Below are 16,410 nucleotides of genomic sequence, written 5' to 3'. Positions count from 1 at the left end.
CCTCCCCCCCCCCCCCCACCCCCCCCCCCCCCCCCCCCGCCGGCGCGCGGGGGGGGGCCTTTCCCCTGCGTGTGTTTCTTTGTTCGTTGGGCGGGACGGCCAGCGGCTGTTGCGTTTTCTCACTACCACTCCCCCGGGGGGGGGGGCCGGGCCCGGCGCGGAGGGGGGGGGGGGGGGGGGCCCCGCTCTCCACCAGATTCAGCCCTCGCGGTTGGCGGGCCCCCTCCACCATGCTGCGCATGGTCCCCCTCCCCGTTCCGGGGAGGAACTTTGGTTACGAAAGCGTCGGCACGCCGTCCACGCGGCGCGGCACGCCCGCGTCGCCGTCGCGCAGCTCCGCCGGCAGCAGCGCGGCGGGCAGATCCTGATAGCTCACCGGCCGCAGGAAGCGGTCGATCGCCAGCGTGCCGACCGAAGTGCTGCGCCCGTCCGAAGTCGACGGATAGGGTCCGCCATGAACCATCGCGTCGGTCACCTCGACGCCCGTCGGCCAGCCATTGGCGAGGATGCGACCCACCAGCCGCTCCAGGAGCGGCAGCAGCTTGCCCGCAACCTCGATATCGGCATCGTCGAGATGCAGCGTCGCGGTAAGCTGGCCTTCGAGCAGCGCGACGACCTTCAGCATCTCCTCGATATCGGCGCAGCGCACCAGCAGCGAGGTCGCACCGAACACTTCCTCGGCATGGCTCGGATCGGCGATGAAATCGGCGCCGGTCATCGTGAACAGCGCACCCTGGCCGCTAGTCGGGCCGTCGGCTTCCTTGCCCTCGGCGAGCAGCTTGATCGCCGGCGCCGAGGCCCAGCGGGCGACGCCGCTCTGATAGGCCTTGTGGATGCCGGGTGTCAGCATCGTCTGCGGCACGGCGCAGGTCATCGATTCCGACGCGGCGGTCACGAAGCGATCGAGCGCAGGGCCTTCGAGCGCCAGCACCAGGCCGGGATTGGTGCAGAACTGCCCCGCCCCCATCGTCACCGAGCCGACATAGGCCGCGCCCAGCGCCTCGGCCCGCGCCTCGAGCGCGGCGGGGAGCAGGAACACCGGATTGATGCTGCTCATCTCGGCATAGACGGGGATCGGCACCGGCCGGCCCTGCGCCAGCTTCACCAGCGCCAGGCCGCCGCCGCGCGAGCCGGTGAAGCCCACCGCCTTGATGCGGGGATCGGTCACCAGCGCCTCGCCCAGCGCATTGCTGGTGCCGTTGACCAGCGAGAACACGCCCTCGGGCATACCGGTCGCCGCCGCCGCGCGCGCAATCGCGCCCGCGATCAGCTCGGACGTGCCGGGATGCGCCGGATGGCCCTTCACCACCACCGGGCAACCGGCGGCCAGCGCCGAGGCGGTGTCGCCGCCCGCGGTCGAGAACGCGAGCGGGAAGTTGGACGCGCCGAACACCGCGACCGGGCCGAGCGGGATCATGCGCAGGCGCAGGTCGGGCTTGGGCGGGGTACGCTGCGGATTGGCGTGATCGACCCGGGCGCGCAGATATTCGCCGAGCCGCAGCTCCTTGGCGAACAGGCGGAGCTGGTTGGCGGTGCGGCCGCGCTCGCCGGTCAGCCGCGCCTGGGGCAGGCCGCTTTCCTGCATCGCGCGCTCGACCAGTGCGTCGCCCAGCGCCTCGATCTCGTCGGCGATCGTCTCCAGGAACTTGGCGCGCGTCTCGCGCGGCAGCGCCGAATAGGCCGGGAACGCAGCCTCGGCGGCGGCGCAGGCGGCGGCGACGTCCTCGGCGGTTGCCACGGTGAAGCTCGGCTCGATCGGCGCGCCGGTGGCGGCTGCGATCGCCTTGAAGCTCTCGTCATGCTTCACACGCTTCGCAGCGATGAACAATTCCCCGGTCAGCGCCATGTCTGCTCTCCCATTGGTTTAAAAGTTAGCGGTAACATTCGTGCGGGATCTAGGCGCGCGAGGCTCCAGGTTCAATCCTCAGCAGCACGCGCTGATCGGTCCGCGCTGGCCGCCCGGATGGCGGGCTTCCATCGTGTCGCTGAAGCCGCGATCGACCAGCTTGGCCATCGAATCATGCGCGCCCTGCGCATCCCGCTCGGCGATCGCTTCGAACACGGCGAGATGGACTGGCAGCGCGTCGTGCGGCGCGGGCAGGCGATGCTGCTTGAAGGCCGTGGTGATCGCGATCGCCGCGGCGACGCCGCTGGTCAGCGAGACGATGAAATCGTTGCCCGAGGCTTCGAGCAGCGCCGAATGGAAGGATTCGTCGCAGCGCCGGCCGATCTCGGTGGCGAAGCCGTGCTGGGCGACACCGTCCAGCCCCGCCTTCATCCGCGCGAGCTGCTCGTCGGTGCGCCGCATCGCCGCCAGCCGCGCCGCATCGGGCTCGACGATGCGGCGCAGCTCGAACAGGCTGGCGATCAGCTCCTCGTCGGGCTCGTTGGTGAAGATCCAGCCGAGCACGTCGGGATCGAGCAGATGCCATTCGCTGCGCGGGGAAACCTGGGTGCCGATCTTCGGGCGCGAATGGACCAGGCCCTTGGCGGCCAGGATACGGATCGCCTCGCGATAGGCGGTGCGCGACACGTTGAACTGGATGCTGGCGGCGATCTCGCCCTCCAGTATCTCGCCGGGCTTGAGCACGCCCGAGACGATGCGGATGCCCAGATCGCGCGCGACCGTGCCGTGCAGGCGCAGCGAACGCGGACGCGGCGTGCGCCGGCGCGGCTTTCTGGCGGTGGCTTGGGGCTGGGCGGCGGTCATCCGGCTCCTCGATGGCCCGGCAGCAGTGGCGGAGACGGAGGGATTCGAACCCTCGGTAGGAGTAATCCCCCTACGGCGGTTTAGCAAACCGCTGGTTTCAGCCACTCACCCACGTCTCCGGAAAAGGGCCTGAGGCGCTGCGCTATAGCGACGGTGTTCGCATGGATCAACGGAAGAACCGCTTGAGCGCGAAATCGACTCGGGTCGTCGTCCGTTCATTGCCGGGACAGGGAGCAAAGCCTAGCGTCAGAGGTGAATTCTAGGGTGTGGGGTAGGCTGGCTGATGCGTGTCGGGGTTTGGATGCTGTGGGCTGCGGCCGCGGCGCTCGCAGCGGGCACCGTGCCCGCATCCGCGCAGATCACCACGGTCGATCCCAACACGACGATCGATTCGGACCTGCAGGCGCCGCCCCCGGTCCAGGATTCCAATGTCCCGGCCGATCAGGGCCCCTATCGCGACGCCCCCCCTGCCGAGGCCGCGCCGCAGGCGGAAGCCGCGCCAGGCGCACCCGCCACCGCGACAGGCGCGCCCGCCCCTGCCGCGGATGCCCGCACCCAGGCGACCGATACCTTCCAGAAGGACGACCTGCTCGCCGCCGCCGAGGGCGTGTTCGGCAAGGGCGCCTCGGGCCTGGCCGGTATCATCGAGAACATCCTGAAGGATCAGGGCGAGCCCAACGCCTATATCGCCGGCAACGAGGGCTCAGGCGCGATCGGCGTGGGGCTGCGCTATGGCTCGGGCCAGATGTTCCACAAGGTGGAGGGCCAGCGGAAAGTCTATTGGACGGGGCCGTCGATCGGGTTCGATCTGGGCGGCGACGCCAACAAGGTCTTCGTGCTGGTCTATAATCTCTACGACAGCCAGGATCTCTACAAGCGCTTCCCCCAGGGCGAAGGCCATGTCTATTTCGTGGGAGGCTTCTCGGCCAGCTATCTGCGCCGCGGAGACGTGGTGTTGATCCCGGTGCGGCTCGGCGTAGGCTGGCGGCTGGGCGTCAATGCCGGCTATATGAAGTTCAGCGAAAAGCGCCGCATCGTTCCGTTCTGAGACGAATCCCGTTCCGGATCCGCGACTTGGTGCGGAACCCCGCGCCTGCACGACCGTTGTTTCCTGCTTAGCCGGGAACCGCGACGATTGGCGGTTGTGGGGATTGGATGATCTCTGAAAGCAGCAATAGCAAAGTGGCGCAGCCGCGCATCGATCTGCTGGTCCAGAGCATCACCGACTATGCCATCTACATGCTGGATCCCACCGGCGTCGTGATGAGCTGGAATGCCGGCGCCGAGCGTTTCAAGGGCTATCGCGCCGAGGAGATCGTCGGCCAGCATTTCTCGCGCTTCTATACCGAGGAAGACCGCCACGCCGGGGTGCCGGACAGCGTATTGGCCGCCGCGCGCCAAGGGCGTTTCGAGGCCGAGGGCTGGCGCGTGCGCAAGGACGGTACCCGCTTCTGGGCGAACGTCGTCATCGACTCCATCCGCGAGGCCGACGGCACGCTGATCGGCTTCGCCAAGGTGACGCGCGACCTGACCGAGCGCCGCGCGGCGGAGGAAGCGCTTCGCCGCAGCGAGGAGCGCTTCCGCCTGCTCGTCCAGAGCGTGACCGACTATGCGATCTACATGCTCGATCCCGACGGTCACGTGGCGAGCTGGAATGCCGGGGCGGAGCGCTTCAAGGGCTATCGCGCCGAGGAGATCCTCGGCGAACATTTCTCACGCTTCTACACCGAGGAGGATCGCGGGACCGACCTGCCGGCCAGGGCGCTGGAGATCGTCCGCACCCAGGGAAGATACGAGGCGGAGGGCGTGCGCGTGCGCAAGGACGGCACGCGCTTCTGGGCCAGCGTGGTCATCGATCCGGTGCGCGACGGCCGCGGCGCGCTGATCGGATTCGCCAAGATCACCCGCGACCTGACCGAGCGCCGTCAGTCCCAGCTCGCCCTCGAACAGGCGCAGGAGGCGTTTTTCCAGTCGCAGAAGATGGAATCGATCGGCAAGCTCACCGGCGGCGTCGCGCATGATTTCAACAATCTGCTCGCGGTGGTCATCGGCAGCCTGGATCTCGCGCAGCGCCACATGGCCAATGGCGCGGACATCACGCGCTTCATCGACAATGCCCGGGAAGCCGCCGAGCGCGGCGCCACGCTCACGCAGCGCATGCTCGCCTTTGCGCGGCGGCAGGAACTGCGGCTCGAGACCGTCGATGCCATGGCACTGGTGCACGGAATGGCCGAGCTGCTCCAGCGGACGATCGGCGCCGGCGTCGCGATCGACGCGCAGTTTCCGCTGATGCTGCGGCCCGTGCGCGCGGATCCGGCCCAGCTCGAGCTGGCCTTGCTGAACCTGGCGGTCAACGCCCGCGACGCGATGCCCCAGGGTGGGCAGATCGTCATCGCCGCGCGCGAGGAGGAAGTGGCCGACCCCGGCGAGCTGGCAACCGGGAGCTATGTCTGCCTGTCCGTCCGCGACAGCGGCGAGGGCATGGACGACGCGACGCTGGCGCGCGCGATGGAACCGTTCTTCACCACCAAGGGCGTGGGACGCGGCACCGGCCTGGGCCTGTCGATGGTGCACGGCTTTGCCGAGCAATGCGGCGGCAGGCTCCGCCTGAAAAGCAAGTGCGGCGAAGGCACGACGGTCGAGCTGTGGCTGCCGATCTCGCGCGACGGGCTGACCGCCCGGCCGGAAGCCGAAGCCGCTCCGCCGGTTCCGGCATTGGCCGGATTGGCGATCCTCGCCGTCGATGACGATCCCCTGGTGCTCAACAACACCGCGGCGATGCTGGAGGACATCGGTCACCACGTATTCCAAGCGAGCTCCGGCCGGCAGGCGCTCCAGATGCTGCACCAGGAAAAGATCGACCTGCTCATCACCGACTATGCAATGCCGGAAATGACCGGCGCCCAGCTCGTCGAGGCCACGCACGCGGGATGGCCCGAACTGCCGATGCTGATGGTGTCCGGCTATGCCGAGCTGCCCGAAGGCGCCGCGCTGGGCATCCCGCGCCTTGCCAAGCCGTTCCGTCAGGAGCAACTGACCCACGCCGTGCTGGATGCGGTCGGTATCGAGCGACGGCAGGGCCGGATTCTCACCTTCCGCGCGCGCTAGGTCTCGAACCGCCGGGCGAGCTGCTCCAGGCTCAGCCTGGCACCTTCCGCATTGTCGGCGGGCCGAAGCCCGGGCGGCAGATCCTCGAACAGCAGCGTGACTTCGGTAGCGTCATCGCGCGGATCGAAGGTGGCGGTCATCGTCATCTCACCGTGGAACCGGGGATCGGCGCTCACGAAGCGGATCGCCTCGACGATGCGCGCCGGCGGCGTCAACTCCACGAAGCGCACCTCCACCGCATCCTCCCGGTCGGCAGTCTTGCCGCGGAAATCGCGTTCGTCTTCGGGGTAGAAGAGCGACATCCGGTATCCGCCGCCCACCCGGCCGTCAAAACTATGGATACGCCCCGTCATCCGCGCGGGCGGCAGCCATTCGACCAACGCCTCGGGATCGAGGAACGCGGCATATAGCGCCTCCGGCCGCGCTCGGATCACCCGCGAGTTGCGGGTCGTGCTCATCCGAACTCGACAGCCTCGAACCGTATCGGCCGGCCTGTCGCGGCGTTGGCGAGCCCGCCGTCCCACATCACGCGATCGCCGCGCACGATGGTCCCCATCGGCTTGCCGGTCAGCGCCATGCCGGTGAAGGGCGACCAGCCGCATTTCGACGCCAGCCAGCTCTCCTCGACGGTCCAGCGCGCCTTCAAATCGACGATGCTGAAATCGGCGTCGTAACCGACCGCGATCCGCCCCTTGCCGACGATGCCGAACACACGCTGCGGCCCCGCGCTAGTCATGTCGATCAGCCGCTGCAGCGTCATCCGCCCTTCGGCGACATGGTTGAGCATCAGCGGCAGCAGCGTCTGGACGCCCGGCATGCCGCTCGGGCTCCTGGGATATTCCTGCGCCTTCTCTTCGCGGGTGTGCGGCGCATGGTCCGATCCGATGACGTCGGGCACGCCCTGCGCCAGCCAGCGCCACAGCCCGTCGCGATGCGCGCCCGAGCGGATCGGCGGGTTCATCTGCGCGAAGGTGCCCAGCCGCGGATAGGCGTCCTCGCCCGCCAGCGTCAGATGCTGCGGCGTGACCTCGCAGGTCGCGATGTCCTTGTTCCTGCCCAGCAGTTCCAGCTCGGCGGGCGTGGTGACATGCAGCACATGGATCCGCCGCCGCGCCTCGCGCGCCAGCCGCAGGATACGCGTCGTGGCGAGCAGCGCGCTCTCGTCGTCGCGCCACACCGGATGCGAGGAGGGATCGCCCGCGACGCGCTCTCCCAGCCGCGCATTCATCCGCGCCTCGTCCTCGGCATGCACCGCCACGCGCCGCTTGCCCGAGGCAAGCACCCGCGCCAGCGCCGGATCCTCGGCGACGAGCAGATCGCCGGTCGACGCCCCCATGAAGATCTTGACGCCAGCCGTGCCGGGCAGGCGCTCGAGCTCGGCCAGCGCCTCCGCATTGGCGGTCGTGGCGCCCACATAGAAAGCGTGGTCACACCACATCCGGTCCTTCGCCCGCGCGAGCTTGTCGGCAACCGCATCGGCGCTGTCGGTATTGGGCTTGGTGTTCGGCATCTCGAACACCGCCGTCACGCCGCCCAGCACGGCCGCGCGGCTACCGCTTTCCAGATCTTCCTTGGCCTCAAGCCCGGGCTCGCGGAAATGGACCTGCGTGTCGATCACGCCCGACAATATGTCGAGCCCGGTACAGTCGATCGTTTCGCCGGCATCGCCGACATCCCCGATCGCCACGATCCGCCCGCCGGACACGCCGATAGCCACTTCCGCCGGTCCACCCGGCAGATGTACTCGGCCACCCGTCAGCTTGAGATCGACGCTCGCCATATCCGCCTCTTCCGTCCCGTGTCCCGGCCTCCTACCTGTTCGTCATGACCGATACCACCCCCGGCACCTGGCTTGCCGATCGCGCGCTGCTCCGGCTCTCGGGCGAAGACGTTCGCGGCTTCCTCCAGGGCCTGCTGACGCAGGACATGGCCCTGGTCGCGCCGGGGACGCCGCAATGGGCCGGCCTGCTCTCGCCACAGGGCAAGGCATTGTTCGATTTCATCCTGTGGGCGGAGGAGGACGCGATCCTCATCGACTGCGAGGCCGATCAGCGCGAAGCGCTTACCCGCCGGCTGGCGATCTATCGCCTGCGGCGGAAGATCGCGATCGAGCCGGTCGAAGGCGCAGTCCACTGGTCGCGCGACGGCAATCGGGGCACGCCCGATCCGCGGCTGGCGTCGCTCGGCCATCGCTGGCTCGATCGATCGGACGACAAGCCCGCCACCGAATGGCTGGCCCATCGCCTTGCGCTCGGCGTGACGGAAGGCGTCGCGGAACTCGGCCAGGACAAGACCCTGTGGCTCGAATGCAACGCCGCCGAGCTGGGCGGCGTCAGCTTCGCCAAGGGTTGCTATGTCGGCCAGGAAAATACGGCGCGCATGCACTATCGCGCAAAGGTGAATCGCCGCCTGGTCGTGGCGCCGCTGGGAGAGACGGGAGACCGCACGCGTGTGGTTTATCCGGAACTAGCCCTGATGGTCGAATTGCGCCGGATCGAGGCGCTCGGCGATGCTTTCGTTCCCGACTGGCTCGACGCCGCGCTGAAAGCGGACACGACCGCAGGCTGAGCCGGAGATCCACGACCAAACACGCCGGCTCGCACATCGCCAGGATCAAGCCTCCGGAAGGAAGAGCAGCACTAGTCGGCCACGAGCGACTCGATCGTCGCGCCTTCGCGTCGTCGCGCGAAGCCGCAACGAGGCAACGAGGCAACGAGGCAACGAGGCAACGAGGCAACGAGGCAACGAGGATCGCGCCCCGCACCGGCACGACCTGCAATCATCAAAACCGAAGAAAAAGGGAGGCCGGTCACCCGGCCTCCCCAATTTCTCAGTCGCGACGGACTGGCCGGGCTTAGTTGCCCGAGCCGGGCCCGTAGGTGACTTCCACGCGGCGGTTCTGCAGCTCGCGCACACCGTCGGCGGTGTCGACGCGCGGGCGGCTTTCGCCGAACGCTTCGGTCGAGATCACCGTCTCCGGAATGCTGCGGGCAGTGAAGTAAGCCTTCACCGAGTCCGCACGGCGCTGCGACAGGCCGACATTGTAGCTCGCCGAACCCGAACGGTCGGCGTGGCCCGCCAGCATCACATTTGCGTTGCCGCAATTCTGATAGTTGCTGATGGCGTTGTCGAGGATGCTCGCGGCCTCCGGCGTGATGTCCGACTTATCCCAGTCGAAGAACACGATGTACGGTCCGGGGGTGCACTGCACGACTTCCGGGGTCGGCGTCGGGGTCGGCTCCGGCGTATAGACCGGGGTCGGCTCCGGCGTCGGGGCCGGCTCCGGCGCCACTACCGGGGCAGGCGCACCGAAGTTGAAGACCAAGCCGCCCATGATGCTGTGCGAACGGAAACGCTCGTGAACGTCGCGGCCCAGCGTATCGCGCAGCTCGACACCCGGGGCGTTGAAGAAGCGATACTTGAGCGAAACGTCGATCTTGTCCGACAGCGGCGCACGGATGCCCGCGATCGCCTGCCAGGCAACGACCGTATCCGAGTCGTCCAGGAAGTTGCCATTGGTGTTCAGACCAATGCGCTCCTTGACGCGCGCAACGCCGAGGCCCGGGCCGATAAAGCCCTGGACGCCGTCATCGTCGCCGAAGTCCCACAGGCCATTGACCATGAAGCTCAGCGCCGTGGACGTGCCGCCGGCATAGCCATAGTTACCCGCGGCGGCGATGGCATTGCCGCCGGCACCGGTCACATAGGGCGTGCCGACAGTCGAGTTGTATCCCGACACGTTCGCCTTGCGATACCCGACCTCGGCCTCGAGACGGAACACGCCAAGGTCATAGCCGACGACGCCATCGACGTCCCAGCCTGCCTTGTGATCGGCCTTCGCGGCATCTTCCGCGAGGCCGATGTCGAACTTGATGTCTTCGACGAGCATTGCGCCACCTTCGACGCCCACATACCACGAGTTATCGCGGGCGAGGGCGGGCGTGCTCAGAGCGGTTGTCGCAAGTGCCAAAGTTACGGCCAGCTTCCGCATCATAATCCCCTTTCTTGATTGTCCATCGGACAGCGCAAACTCACTACCGAAACGAAAGTTTCCGCGCAAGCGCACAAATCAAGGGACTGTTGCATGAACGTCACAGTTTCAGATCGTATCGACCAGTCCGTGTTCGCGTAATGCTTCCAGCACCGCCATGATCGCGGCCCGCGCTTCGGTATCAACCGTCGTGCCGCCTGCAGGTTCCGCAATCGCCGAAACGCGCGGCCCCACGACCTGCCGGCCCTCGACGATCAGGCGGCCATAACTTCGGCCAACCACCCATTCTCCTTCGGAGAACAAGGCAAAGGCCTGATCTGCTACGACCCAGAGCCGCATGCCCTCGAAGGGTGCGAGGAATCGCCAGCCGCCTTCGGTCCAGCCCGCCACTTCGCCCGCATGGCCGGCCCAGGCGCCTTCCGGCGCCGCGCCCAGGATCCAATTGCCACCGGTCACCGGGTCGGCGGGTGGCATGTTCGCACCTGCGGCAACGGCGGCGCCCTGCACGGCGATATCGAGCCGTGCCGTCGCATAGAAGTGGACGAGCGGCTTGTTGCTGTACGGATCGCGCAGGATCATGCGTCTCCCCGAGCTCGGCGATCAGATCAGATAGCCGGCCTTGAAGTTGCCAACTGAAGGGTCGAAAATGATGAGCGAACCACGAAAGGAATGATCTGGAGCCCCCGTCCGAGCGAACTCGCCAGGCACCTACGAAAGAGTACTTGCGGATCCCTTGCCGCAGGCATAGATGCAGGATGATTGCGGATCTTTTCTCATGTTATGTAAATAAGTACTGGATCACTTGAAGATCTTTTTTATGATCAGCTCAAGAGCACGTAGGTTGTTATACATTTGCGGCGTGACGGATGAGCCGTCATATAGCTTGCGCGCAATTTTTCATATCTTCTTATTCTTATTCATGTCGATATGATCCGGGCAATACATTATCTATACTCCGCATGCCGGGCGCAGTATAATCAACTCTATGAGGCACCTTCTGTTTTAACTAGCGGAGTAACTTGGTGACATGGAAGTCATACACTCCTTGAGAACGCTTGGACTCTCAGCCAATCTCGTTGCCGTAAGTCCCACTCATTCGGCGATGAGCCAGCGCAGGTGATTGGCGTCTCTCAGCCAGAGGATACCGCCAAGGGGTCAATGGCCTTTCGCCACCGCACCCATTATGGCTACAGCCCTCTGCGTCACGTTTCAATCGTGACGATTGCTCAGAGCATGCCGGCTGACAGCAGTCTGCCAACTATCGTGCTTCCAGACGGCACCTTCTGCGTTGAGCTGCAGAAATTCTTCAGACCACCTCGCTACATGGGTCGCTCCGGCAGCTGGCGGCGCTTACATGCGGATGGGGTCGCGCTCTTCTACGATTACTATTGCGCTAGGGTCGGAATGGAGGCCGAAGTCGGTAGGTCCGCGATGCACCCACTCGCGAACTTCGCTGAGGCCCTGGTTTATGGCACCGTCAACGGATCTGGCGGCGATAAGACGGGCCTATATTGGCCTACGCATACTTGCGTCCCGGGCAAGCGCGCTACTATCTAGTATCTAGCGGTGCGGACTTTTTGCCGGTTCCTTTTCGAAAACAGCGGCCTCGCGGTCTTCGACGAACGCGATCGGACTCGAACTACGATCGTACGCGCATTGTAGATGCCCCGTATCCGCCATGTACACCGTTCACGGCCTGAGAGTTGCTGGTATTACGGCATTCATCGAGGCAGGTGTGCCGGCTCCCATCATCGCCGAGTTCATTGCCGGTCACCTAACCGTGGTCATGACGCCCTACTACTAGAAACCAAGTCCCGTGAGCATCAATCAGCTAATCGGGCAGGCTATAAATCAGCTTTCGATAGATAAGACAGAAGGCACCGTCGGTGAGGCCAAGTTCGAGGACATCCGTCGATGCTTGGTACGCGACCGGTCCGGCTTGATCATCTCGGCCGCCGATGAGAGCCCCCAGCAGTGGGCTATCTTGCGCACAATACAACAGAGCGGCGCGCCTAAGGGCATAATGACGCGCAATCAGACGATTGGCGCTGACGCGCGCCCCTCGTCGCGGTAATTGGCGCTACAATGGACGGCGATCTGCACAGGCGAATCGGGAAGCTCTCCCCCAGGCAGATCGAGTGTCTGAGGCTTTCACCATTCATGCCGGCAAAGGCGATTGCGCAAGAGCTGGGCATCTCCGTTTCCACGGTCAACAGCTACCTTGCCGAGGCCAAGGCCACTTTGGGCGCCCGAGACCGAAAGCATGCCACTTCGATCCTGTTCGAGCACGATCGATCCACCCCCTCGATTTCAACGGGTGAAACTGAACGGGTAGCCGTGCAGCCGGATCCCAAGGCACCGATCGGTTCGCAGCACGACGACAGCTACGACCTTGACGACACATCTACGGTGCTCCGTGACACAGCCGCAGGCAGCTTCATGGGTCTCTCGTTTGATGGTGCTCCGCTTCAGCCGCGGAGCGGCCGGCAGATCGTACTGTCTCCGCTAGATCGACTGGCCATGATGATCGGATTACTGATCGGAGTGACTATCGCGCTAGGGGTTCTCGTCGTGGCTGCACGGGGACTCTCAGTCATATTCTGGGAGACCCCGCTGTAAACGTAGCAACACGGGGAGCACCTATGTCGAATGATACCATCAGCGCGGCTACGACGGTCGCGATGGATCTTCTTGCCACCGAAACGCAGTTCGATTCGATCATCGCGAATCTAGGCCGGCTTCAGTCCGGCATCACTGTCACGAGCGCGGCGGCCAATCTGCCCTTCATGACAACGCAGGGGTCACTCAGCGATGCCGCAGAAGCAATGACTCTCGTCATCAAGGCCCGACATCACATCGCTCGCCTCCATGACCGACTGCGCGAGGTAAGCGAGCAGCATTCGATCAAGGCGCATGGCGATATTTACCCCTGCCCGGGCGACCAACGGCCGCCCAGCGGGGAGCTTCTCGATCTGCGCCGCGCAGCCTAATGAGGCTTGACGGGGCTCCGGGAACGTGGCCCCGTCTTTCCCGTGTGGCACGTCTACCTCTATCTGACATTGCTGGTATTATGTACCGGATACGCCTTCTTGGCTGGTGGCGCGCCCGAACGGTGGGCGGCTGCCCTGATCCTTATGGCGGTGGTCGGCTCACTGCTCGTCGGGCCGATCCATCTGGTCCATTTCCACTCCCTGGAGGTGGACCTGTTCATGGTCGACACAGCATTCTTTCTTGGCGTCGCTCTTTTGGCACTTGTCGCGAATCGATGGTGGCCAATGGCGATGGCGGCGTTCGAGGGGTTTGCTGTGCTCGCGCATGTGGGGGTGTCGCTAAGTCCCGGGAGCTTCGTGCCCAAGGTCTATGCTGTGGCGAGTGCGTTCTCGGCCTATCCGACGTTGCTGATCCTCACGATCGGAACCTATCGCCATCGCCGGCGGCTGGCGCGGCTGGGGACGGACTTGTCCTGGAGCATCTCCTGGCTCCGTTTCTGGGGGCCGCAGCAAGCGCCCAATCCGATGCATTGATTGCAGCGCACGGAAGCTTGCGTGGAATCCTGATCGGGCGCCCGGCAGCGCTAAGCAAGAACGGGACAGCCCCAGCAGTAGCGGCCTATCTATCCTGGCTAAGGCGCGCCGTAATCAGGACCAATCGCGGCGCCCTTATCGATCGACCACTGATTTCCACCATGGGGGCAGTAATCGACTACCTATCGCTCGTATCGATAGACGAGCGGCGGGAATTCCTTCGTGTGATGTTCCTCACCGATGGCCATCGCCTGCTCGCCGACGAGATCATGAACTTCGGCGATACCGCCGAGGTTGCCGTCTATCCGAGGCAGATCGCCGTTCGCGCACTCGACCTCGGGGCTACCAGCCTGATCCTCGTGCATAATCATCCGTCTGGCGACCCAACCCCAAGCCGCGGCGATATCGAAGTCACGCGAAAAATCCAGCATGCATGCGACGGCCTGGGGGTTCGAGTCCTGGACCATCTCGTGTTTGCGCGCGAAGGATGGACGAGTCTCCATCAAGCTGGCTTGATCTAATCGTCCAATGGCCAAGGTGATTGGCGCTGACGCAGGATGGTCTGGGATTCTTCCAGGCGGTCAAGGGCGAGTTGCAAATGGGGAACGACCATTCCGCGACCCAGGCGATCACAAAGGGCGATAGCTTCGGAAATCAGCGCCCTGGCGCGGGCCGCATCGTCACTCTCAATCATCAAGGTACTATTGGCGACGGCTGCGGGAAATTAAAGCAGCGATGTGATCGAGGCGGTAAGGGCAGAGACCATGAGCATCATAACTAGGGCCGCGTCGACCTCCAAAGCGGCCGGAGGGCGCGGCTTCATTGCGCCGGTCCATTTTGCAGTTACTTGATCCTCGCCGAAATCAACTGCCATGTTGCCATCCCTTCCCGATCTCCGGCAGCCTCCAACGCTGCGATCCAGCTCGAGGCATGCGCGAGCCTTGCCGTGCAGCAGCAGTTGCGCCGCCACCGTCTCGGTCAGCGCCTGCCCGCCCGATCGCGCCGCCACCAGCGCGACCAGCGCCGGATCGCTCCCGGTCAGCACCGTCCCGCCCACGCCCTCGGCCACCAGCTTCACCGCGCGCTGCGCCACCGGATTCTGGCAATAGCCCTCGCGCACCTGCGCCTCATAGGAGCGCGGCCATTCGCCAAGCCCCACAAAGCTCCCGGCACGCGACAAGGGCAGCCGCGCGGCATCCCGCGCGGACTTGCGTCCGAACCATTTCATTGGAATCTCCTCTAAATCCTCCCCGGAACGGGGAGGGGGACCATCGCGCAGCGATGGTGGAGGGGCCGCCGTCGCAGACGGCGGTGCTCCAACGGCCTCCTTATGCCTGGGAGGATCGCCGAGCCCTCTAGCGCCGCGTCCCGAACCAGATCACGTGCCGCGGCCCCTTGCCGTTCTGCCGCGCCCGCACCGCCACTTCCTCCACGAAGAAGTCCGCATCCCGCAGCCGCCGCGCAAACGCGTTGTCCGGCGCCGCGGACCACACCGCCAATATCCCGCCCGGCTTCAGCGCCGCCCGCGCCGTCGCCAGCCCGCGATCCGAATAGAGCCCGTCATTGCCCGGCCGCGTCAGCCCGTCCGGCCCATTGTCGACATCGAGCAGGATCGCGTCATACGTTCCGCGCCCGTCGGCGATCACCGCGCCGACATCGCCCTCGATCACCCGCACCCGCGGATCGTCCAGGCATCCCGCCGCCAGCTCGGCCATCGGCCCCTTCGCCCAGGCGATGATCTTGGGCACCAGCTCGGCCACCGTCACCCGCGCATCCCTGCCCAATACGGCCAGCGCCGCGCGCAGCGTGAAGCCCATCCCGTATCCGCCGATCAGCAGATGCGGCTGCGTCTTCCCCAGCCGCTCCAGCGTCATCACCGCCAGCGCCTCTTCCGAGCCGCTCATCCGGCTGTTCATCAGCTCGTTGCGTTCGAGCACGATCATGAAGTCGCCCCCACGCCGGAACAGCCGCAGCGGCTCGCCGCCCGGCACTTCGGCGGTATCGATCAATTCCCGGGGTGTCATGCCATGCTCCTCATCCATCCCCGTTGCGGTTCCGCGCCGGACAATGCAACGGGAGCCGCACGAAATCACCCGATCGGAAAGGCCGTCCCTTGGAATATACCAACCAGCATTTCGAAGGCGTCACCGTCGCGCTCGACGGCAACACCTATCGCAACTGCAGCTTCCTCAACGTCGTTTTCCAATATTCCGGCGGCCCCCTGGAAATGTCCGATTGCGGGATGGACCGCTTCTCGTTCCAGTTCGGCGGCGATCTCGCCCAGGGGCTCTTCACCCTCTACCAGCTCTTCGGCACCGAGGGCATGCTGAGCATCCTGCGCGGCTTCACCGATCCCAAGCCCGGCGAGGTCACGCTCCCGATCGGCTGACGCCGCTAGCGCCCGCCCTCGGACGAAAGCGCCCGAACCAGTTCGTCCCGGCTCAGCCTGCCGTCGCCGTCGCGATCCTGCGCGGCATAGCCGGCGATCAGCCCGGCGCGCAGCGCATCCCAGCCGCTGCCCTGCCGGCGTTCGGGCGGAAAGGCCGCATCGACCATCGCCGCGATCTCCTGCCGGTCGAGCATGCCGTCATGATCGCGGTCGCTCGCGGCGAAGACCGCCGCCGAGATCACCGCCGCCGGCCGCGCGCCCAGCGCGCAGCCTCCCGTCGCCAGCGCAAGCGCCAGCCCCGCCGCATGCCTGCGTCGCATCATCCTCGTTCTCCCTATCGATTGTTCAGTGCGCGCCCAGCTCCGCCAGGCCGATCGACATCGTGCGGACGACGGCGGCAGCAAAACCCCCACCGTCACCCCGGCCGAAGTGCCGGGGTCCACCCATCCTCTCGCGAGCCCCTCACGCCTCTAGCGGCTCTCCCAGCCTCCCGGTGGACCCCGGCACTTCGGCCGGGGGGACGGAAGGAAGGATAGTGCGTGACGTCCTAACCCGCGCCCCCATCCCCCCCCCCCCCCCGGCCCTCCCCCCCCCGCCCCCCCCCCCCCCACCCCCCACCCCCCACCCCCCCCCCCCCCCCCCCCCCGCCCGTCCCCCCCCCCCCCCCCCCCCCCCCCCCCCCCCCCCC

18 protein-coding genes and 1 tRNA gene are annotated in these 16,410 nt (G+C 65.9%); 8 read left to right on the top strand and 11 right to left on the bottom strand.

Going from position 1 to position 16,410, the window contains the following annotated elements:
- Window positions 1-274: 274 nt before the first annotated feature.
- The 3 genes from HB724_RS18800 to HB724_RS18790 all read right to left on the bottom strand — a co-directional run bounded on the left by HB724_RS18800 (window position 275) and on the right by HB724_RS18790 (window position 2,829).
- Entirely contained in the window at window positions 275-1,846 is a 1,572-nt protein-coding gene (locus tag HB724_RS18800; protein ID WP_213982481.1) for an aldehyde dehydrogenase (NADP(+)), read from the bottom strand.
- Window positions 1,847-1,924: 78 nt separating this feature from the next.
- Window positions 1,925-2,710, bottom strand: coding sequence for a FadR/GntR family transcriptional regulator (locus HB724_RS18795; RefSeq protein WP_213982480.1), 786 nt, complete (start codon window positions 2,708-2,710; stop codon window positions 1,925-1,927).
- A gap of 26 nt (window positions 2,711-2,736) precedes the next feature.
- Window positions 2,737-2,829: transfer RNA gene (locus HB724_RS18790), tRNA-Ser, on the bottom strand.
- Window positions 2,830-3,011: 182 nt separating this feature from the next.
- Here HB724_RS18790 and HB724_RS18785 point away from each other — a divergent pair.
- Window positions 3,012-3,758 carry a DUF1134 domain-containing protein gene (locus HB724_RS18785; RefSeq protein WP_256731622.1) on the top strand — a complete coding sequence of 249 codons (747 nt, stop codon included), beginning with the start codon at window positions 3,012-3,014 and terminating at the stop codon, window positions 3,756-3,758.
- 107 nt (window positions 3,759-3,865) lie between these two features.
- Window positions 3,866-5,818 (top strand): PAS domain-containing sensor histidine kinase, encoded by a 1,953-nt coding sequence (locus tag HB724_RS18780; RefSeq protein ID WP_213982478.1) that lies wholly within the window; start codon window positions 3,866-3,868, stop codon window positions 5,816-5,818.
- Here HB724_RS18780 and HB724_RS18775 read toward each other — a convergent pair.
- Both HB724_RS18775 and HB724_RS18770 read right to left on the bottom strand, forming a co-directional pair.
- Window positions 5,815-6,276 (bottom strand): SRPBCC domain-containing protein, encoded by a 462-nt coding sequence (locus HB724_RS18775; protein WP_213982477.1) that lies wholly within the window; start codon window positions 6,274-6,276, stop codon window positions 5,815-5,817. The genes HB724_RS18780 and HB724_RS18775 overlap by 4 nt on opposite strands.
- Window positions 6,273-7,598 carry a dihydroorotase gene (locus tag HB724_RS18770; protein ID WP_213982476.1) on the bottom strand — a complete coding sequence of 442 codons (1,326 nt, stop codon included), beginning with the start codon at window positions 7,596-7,598 and terminating at the stop codon, window positions 6,273-6,275. The genes HB724_RS18775 and HB724_RS18770 overlap by 4 nt, the downstream gene beginning before the upstream one ends.
- 44 nt (window positions 7,599-7,642) lie before the next feature.
- Here HB724_RS18770 and HB724_RS18765 point away from each other — a divergent pair, with 44 nt between their 5' ends.
- The gene (locus HB724_RS18765) at window positions 7,643-8,386 is read left to right on the top strand and encodes a folate-binding protein (RefSeq protein ID WP_213982475.1); all 744 of its coding nucleotides are present in this window, start codon (window positions 7,643-7,645) and stop codon (window positions 8,384-8,386) included.
- 286 nt (window positions 8,387-8,672) lie between these two features.
- Here HB724_RS18765 and HB724_RS18760 read toward each other — a convergent pair whose 3' ends face one another.
- Window positions 8,673-9,809 carry an OmpA family protein gene (locus HB724_RS18760; protein WP_213982474.1) on the bottom strand — a complete coding sequence of 379 codons (1,137 nt, stop codon included), beginning with the start codon at window positions 9,807-9,809 and terminating at the stop codon, window positions 8,673-8,675.
- A 108-nt stretch (window positions 9,810-9,917) separates the two neighbouring features.
- Window positions 9,918-10,388 carry a DUF2793 domain-containing protein gene (locus HB724_RS18755; RefSeq protein ID WP_213982473.1) on the bottom strand — a complete coding sequence of 157 codons (471 nt, stop codon included), beginning with the start codon at window positions 10,386-10,388 and terminating at the stop codon, window positions 9,918-9,920.
- Window positions 10,389-11,894: 1,506 nt separating this feature from the next.
- On the opposite strand from HB724_RS18755, the gene HB724_RS18750 reads away from it, so the two are divergent.
- The 4 genes from HB724_RS18750 to HB724_RS18735 all read left to right on the top strand — a co-directional run bounded on the left by HB724_RS18750 (window position 11,895) and on the right by HB724_RS18735 (window position 13,854).
- On the top strand, window positions 11,895-12,428 hold the full coding sequence (locus tag HB724_RS18750; RefSeq protein WP_213982472.1) for a helix-turn-helix transcriptional regulator: 534 nt from the start codon (window positions 11,895-11,897) through the stop codon (window positions 12,426-12,428).
- A gap of 23 nt (window positions 12,429-12,451) precedes the next feature.
- Window positions 12,452-12,799 carry a hypothetical protein gene (locus HB724_RS18745; RefSeq protein WP_213982471.1) on the top strand — a complete coding sequence of 116 codons (348 nt, stop codon included), beginning with the start codon at window positions 12,452-12,454 and terminating at the stop codon, window positions 12,797-12,799.
- A 42-nt stretch (window positions 12,800-12,841) separates the two neighbouring features.
- On the top strand, window positions 12,842-13,333 hold the full coding sequence (locus HB724_RS18740) for a hypothetical protein (protein WP_213982470.1): 492 nt from the start codon (window positions 12,842-12,844) through the stop codon (window positions 13,331-13,333).
- A 161-nt stretch (window positions 13,334-13,494) separates the two neighbouring features.
- Entirely contained in the window at window positions 13,495-13,854 is a 360-nt protein-coding gene (locus HB724_RS18735) for a JAB domain-containing protein (RefSeq protein WP_213982469.1), read from the top strand.
- Here HB724_RS18735 and HB724_RS18730 read toward each other — a convergent pair.
- The 3 genes from HB724_RS18730 to HB724_RS18720 all read right to left on the bottom strand — a co-directional run bounded on the left by HB724_RS18730 (window position 13,851) and on the right by HB724_RS18720 (window position 15,357).
- Window positions 13,851-14,027: a hypothetical protein gene (locus HB724_RS18730; RefSeq protein ID WP_213982468.1), complete on the bottom strand. Its 177-nt coding sequence runs from the start codon at window positions 14,025-14,027 to the stop codon at window positions 13,851-13,853. The two genes, HB724_RS18735 and HB724_RS18730, sit on opposite strands and share 4 nt — an antisense overlap.
- Window positions 14,028-14,057: 30 nt before the next feature.
- Window positions 14,058-14,561: a hypothetical protein gene (locus HB724_RS20730; RefSeq protein ID WP_213982467.1), complete on the bottom strand. Its 504-nt coding sequence runs from the start codon at window positions 14,559-14,561 to the stop codon at window positions 14,058-14,060.
- Window positions 14,562-14,688: 127 nt separating this feature from the next.
- Window positions 14,689-15,357 carry a spermidine synthase gene (locus HB724_RS18720; protein ID WP_213982466.1) on the bottom strand — a complete coding sequence of 223 codons (669 nt, stop codon included), beginning with the start codon at window positions 15,355-15,357 and terminating at the stop codon, window positions 14,689-14,691.
- A gap of 89 nt (window positions 15,358-15,446) precedes the next feature.
- Between HB724_RS18720 and HB724_RS18715 the strand changes: the two genes are divergently transcribed.
- Complete coding sequence (locus HB724_RS18715; protein WP_213982465.1) at window positions 15,447-15,722, top strand: hypothetical protein; 276 nt, start codon at window positions 15,447-15,449, stop codon at window positions 15,720-15,722.
- A gap of 5 nt (window positions 15,723-15,727) precedes the next feature.
- Here the strand turns inward: HB724_RS18715 and HB724_RS18710 are convergent, their stop codons facing one another.
- A complete protein-coding gene (locus HB724_RS18710) occupies window positions 15,728-16,045 on the bottom strand; it encodes a hypothetical protein (RefSeq protein WP_256731621.1) in 318 nt (105 codons plus the stop codon).
- Window positions 16,046-16,410 lie beyond the last annotated feature (365 nt).

The sequence above is a fragment of the Sphingomonas sp. dw_22 genome (assembly GCF_018449795.1).
Taxonomy (GTDB): domain Bacteria; phylum Pseudomonadota; class Alphaproteobacteria; order Sphingomonadales; family Sphingomonadaceae; genus Sphingomonas.
The sequence above is the reverse complement of the archived record's forward strand: the minus strand, read 5'-3'. Positions and strand labels throughout refer to the sequence as shown.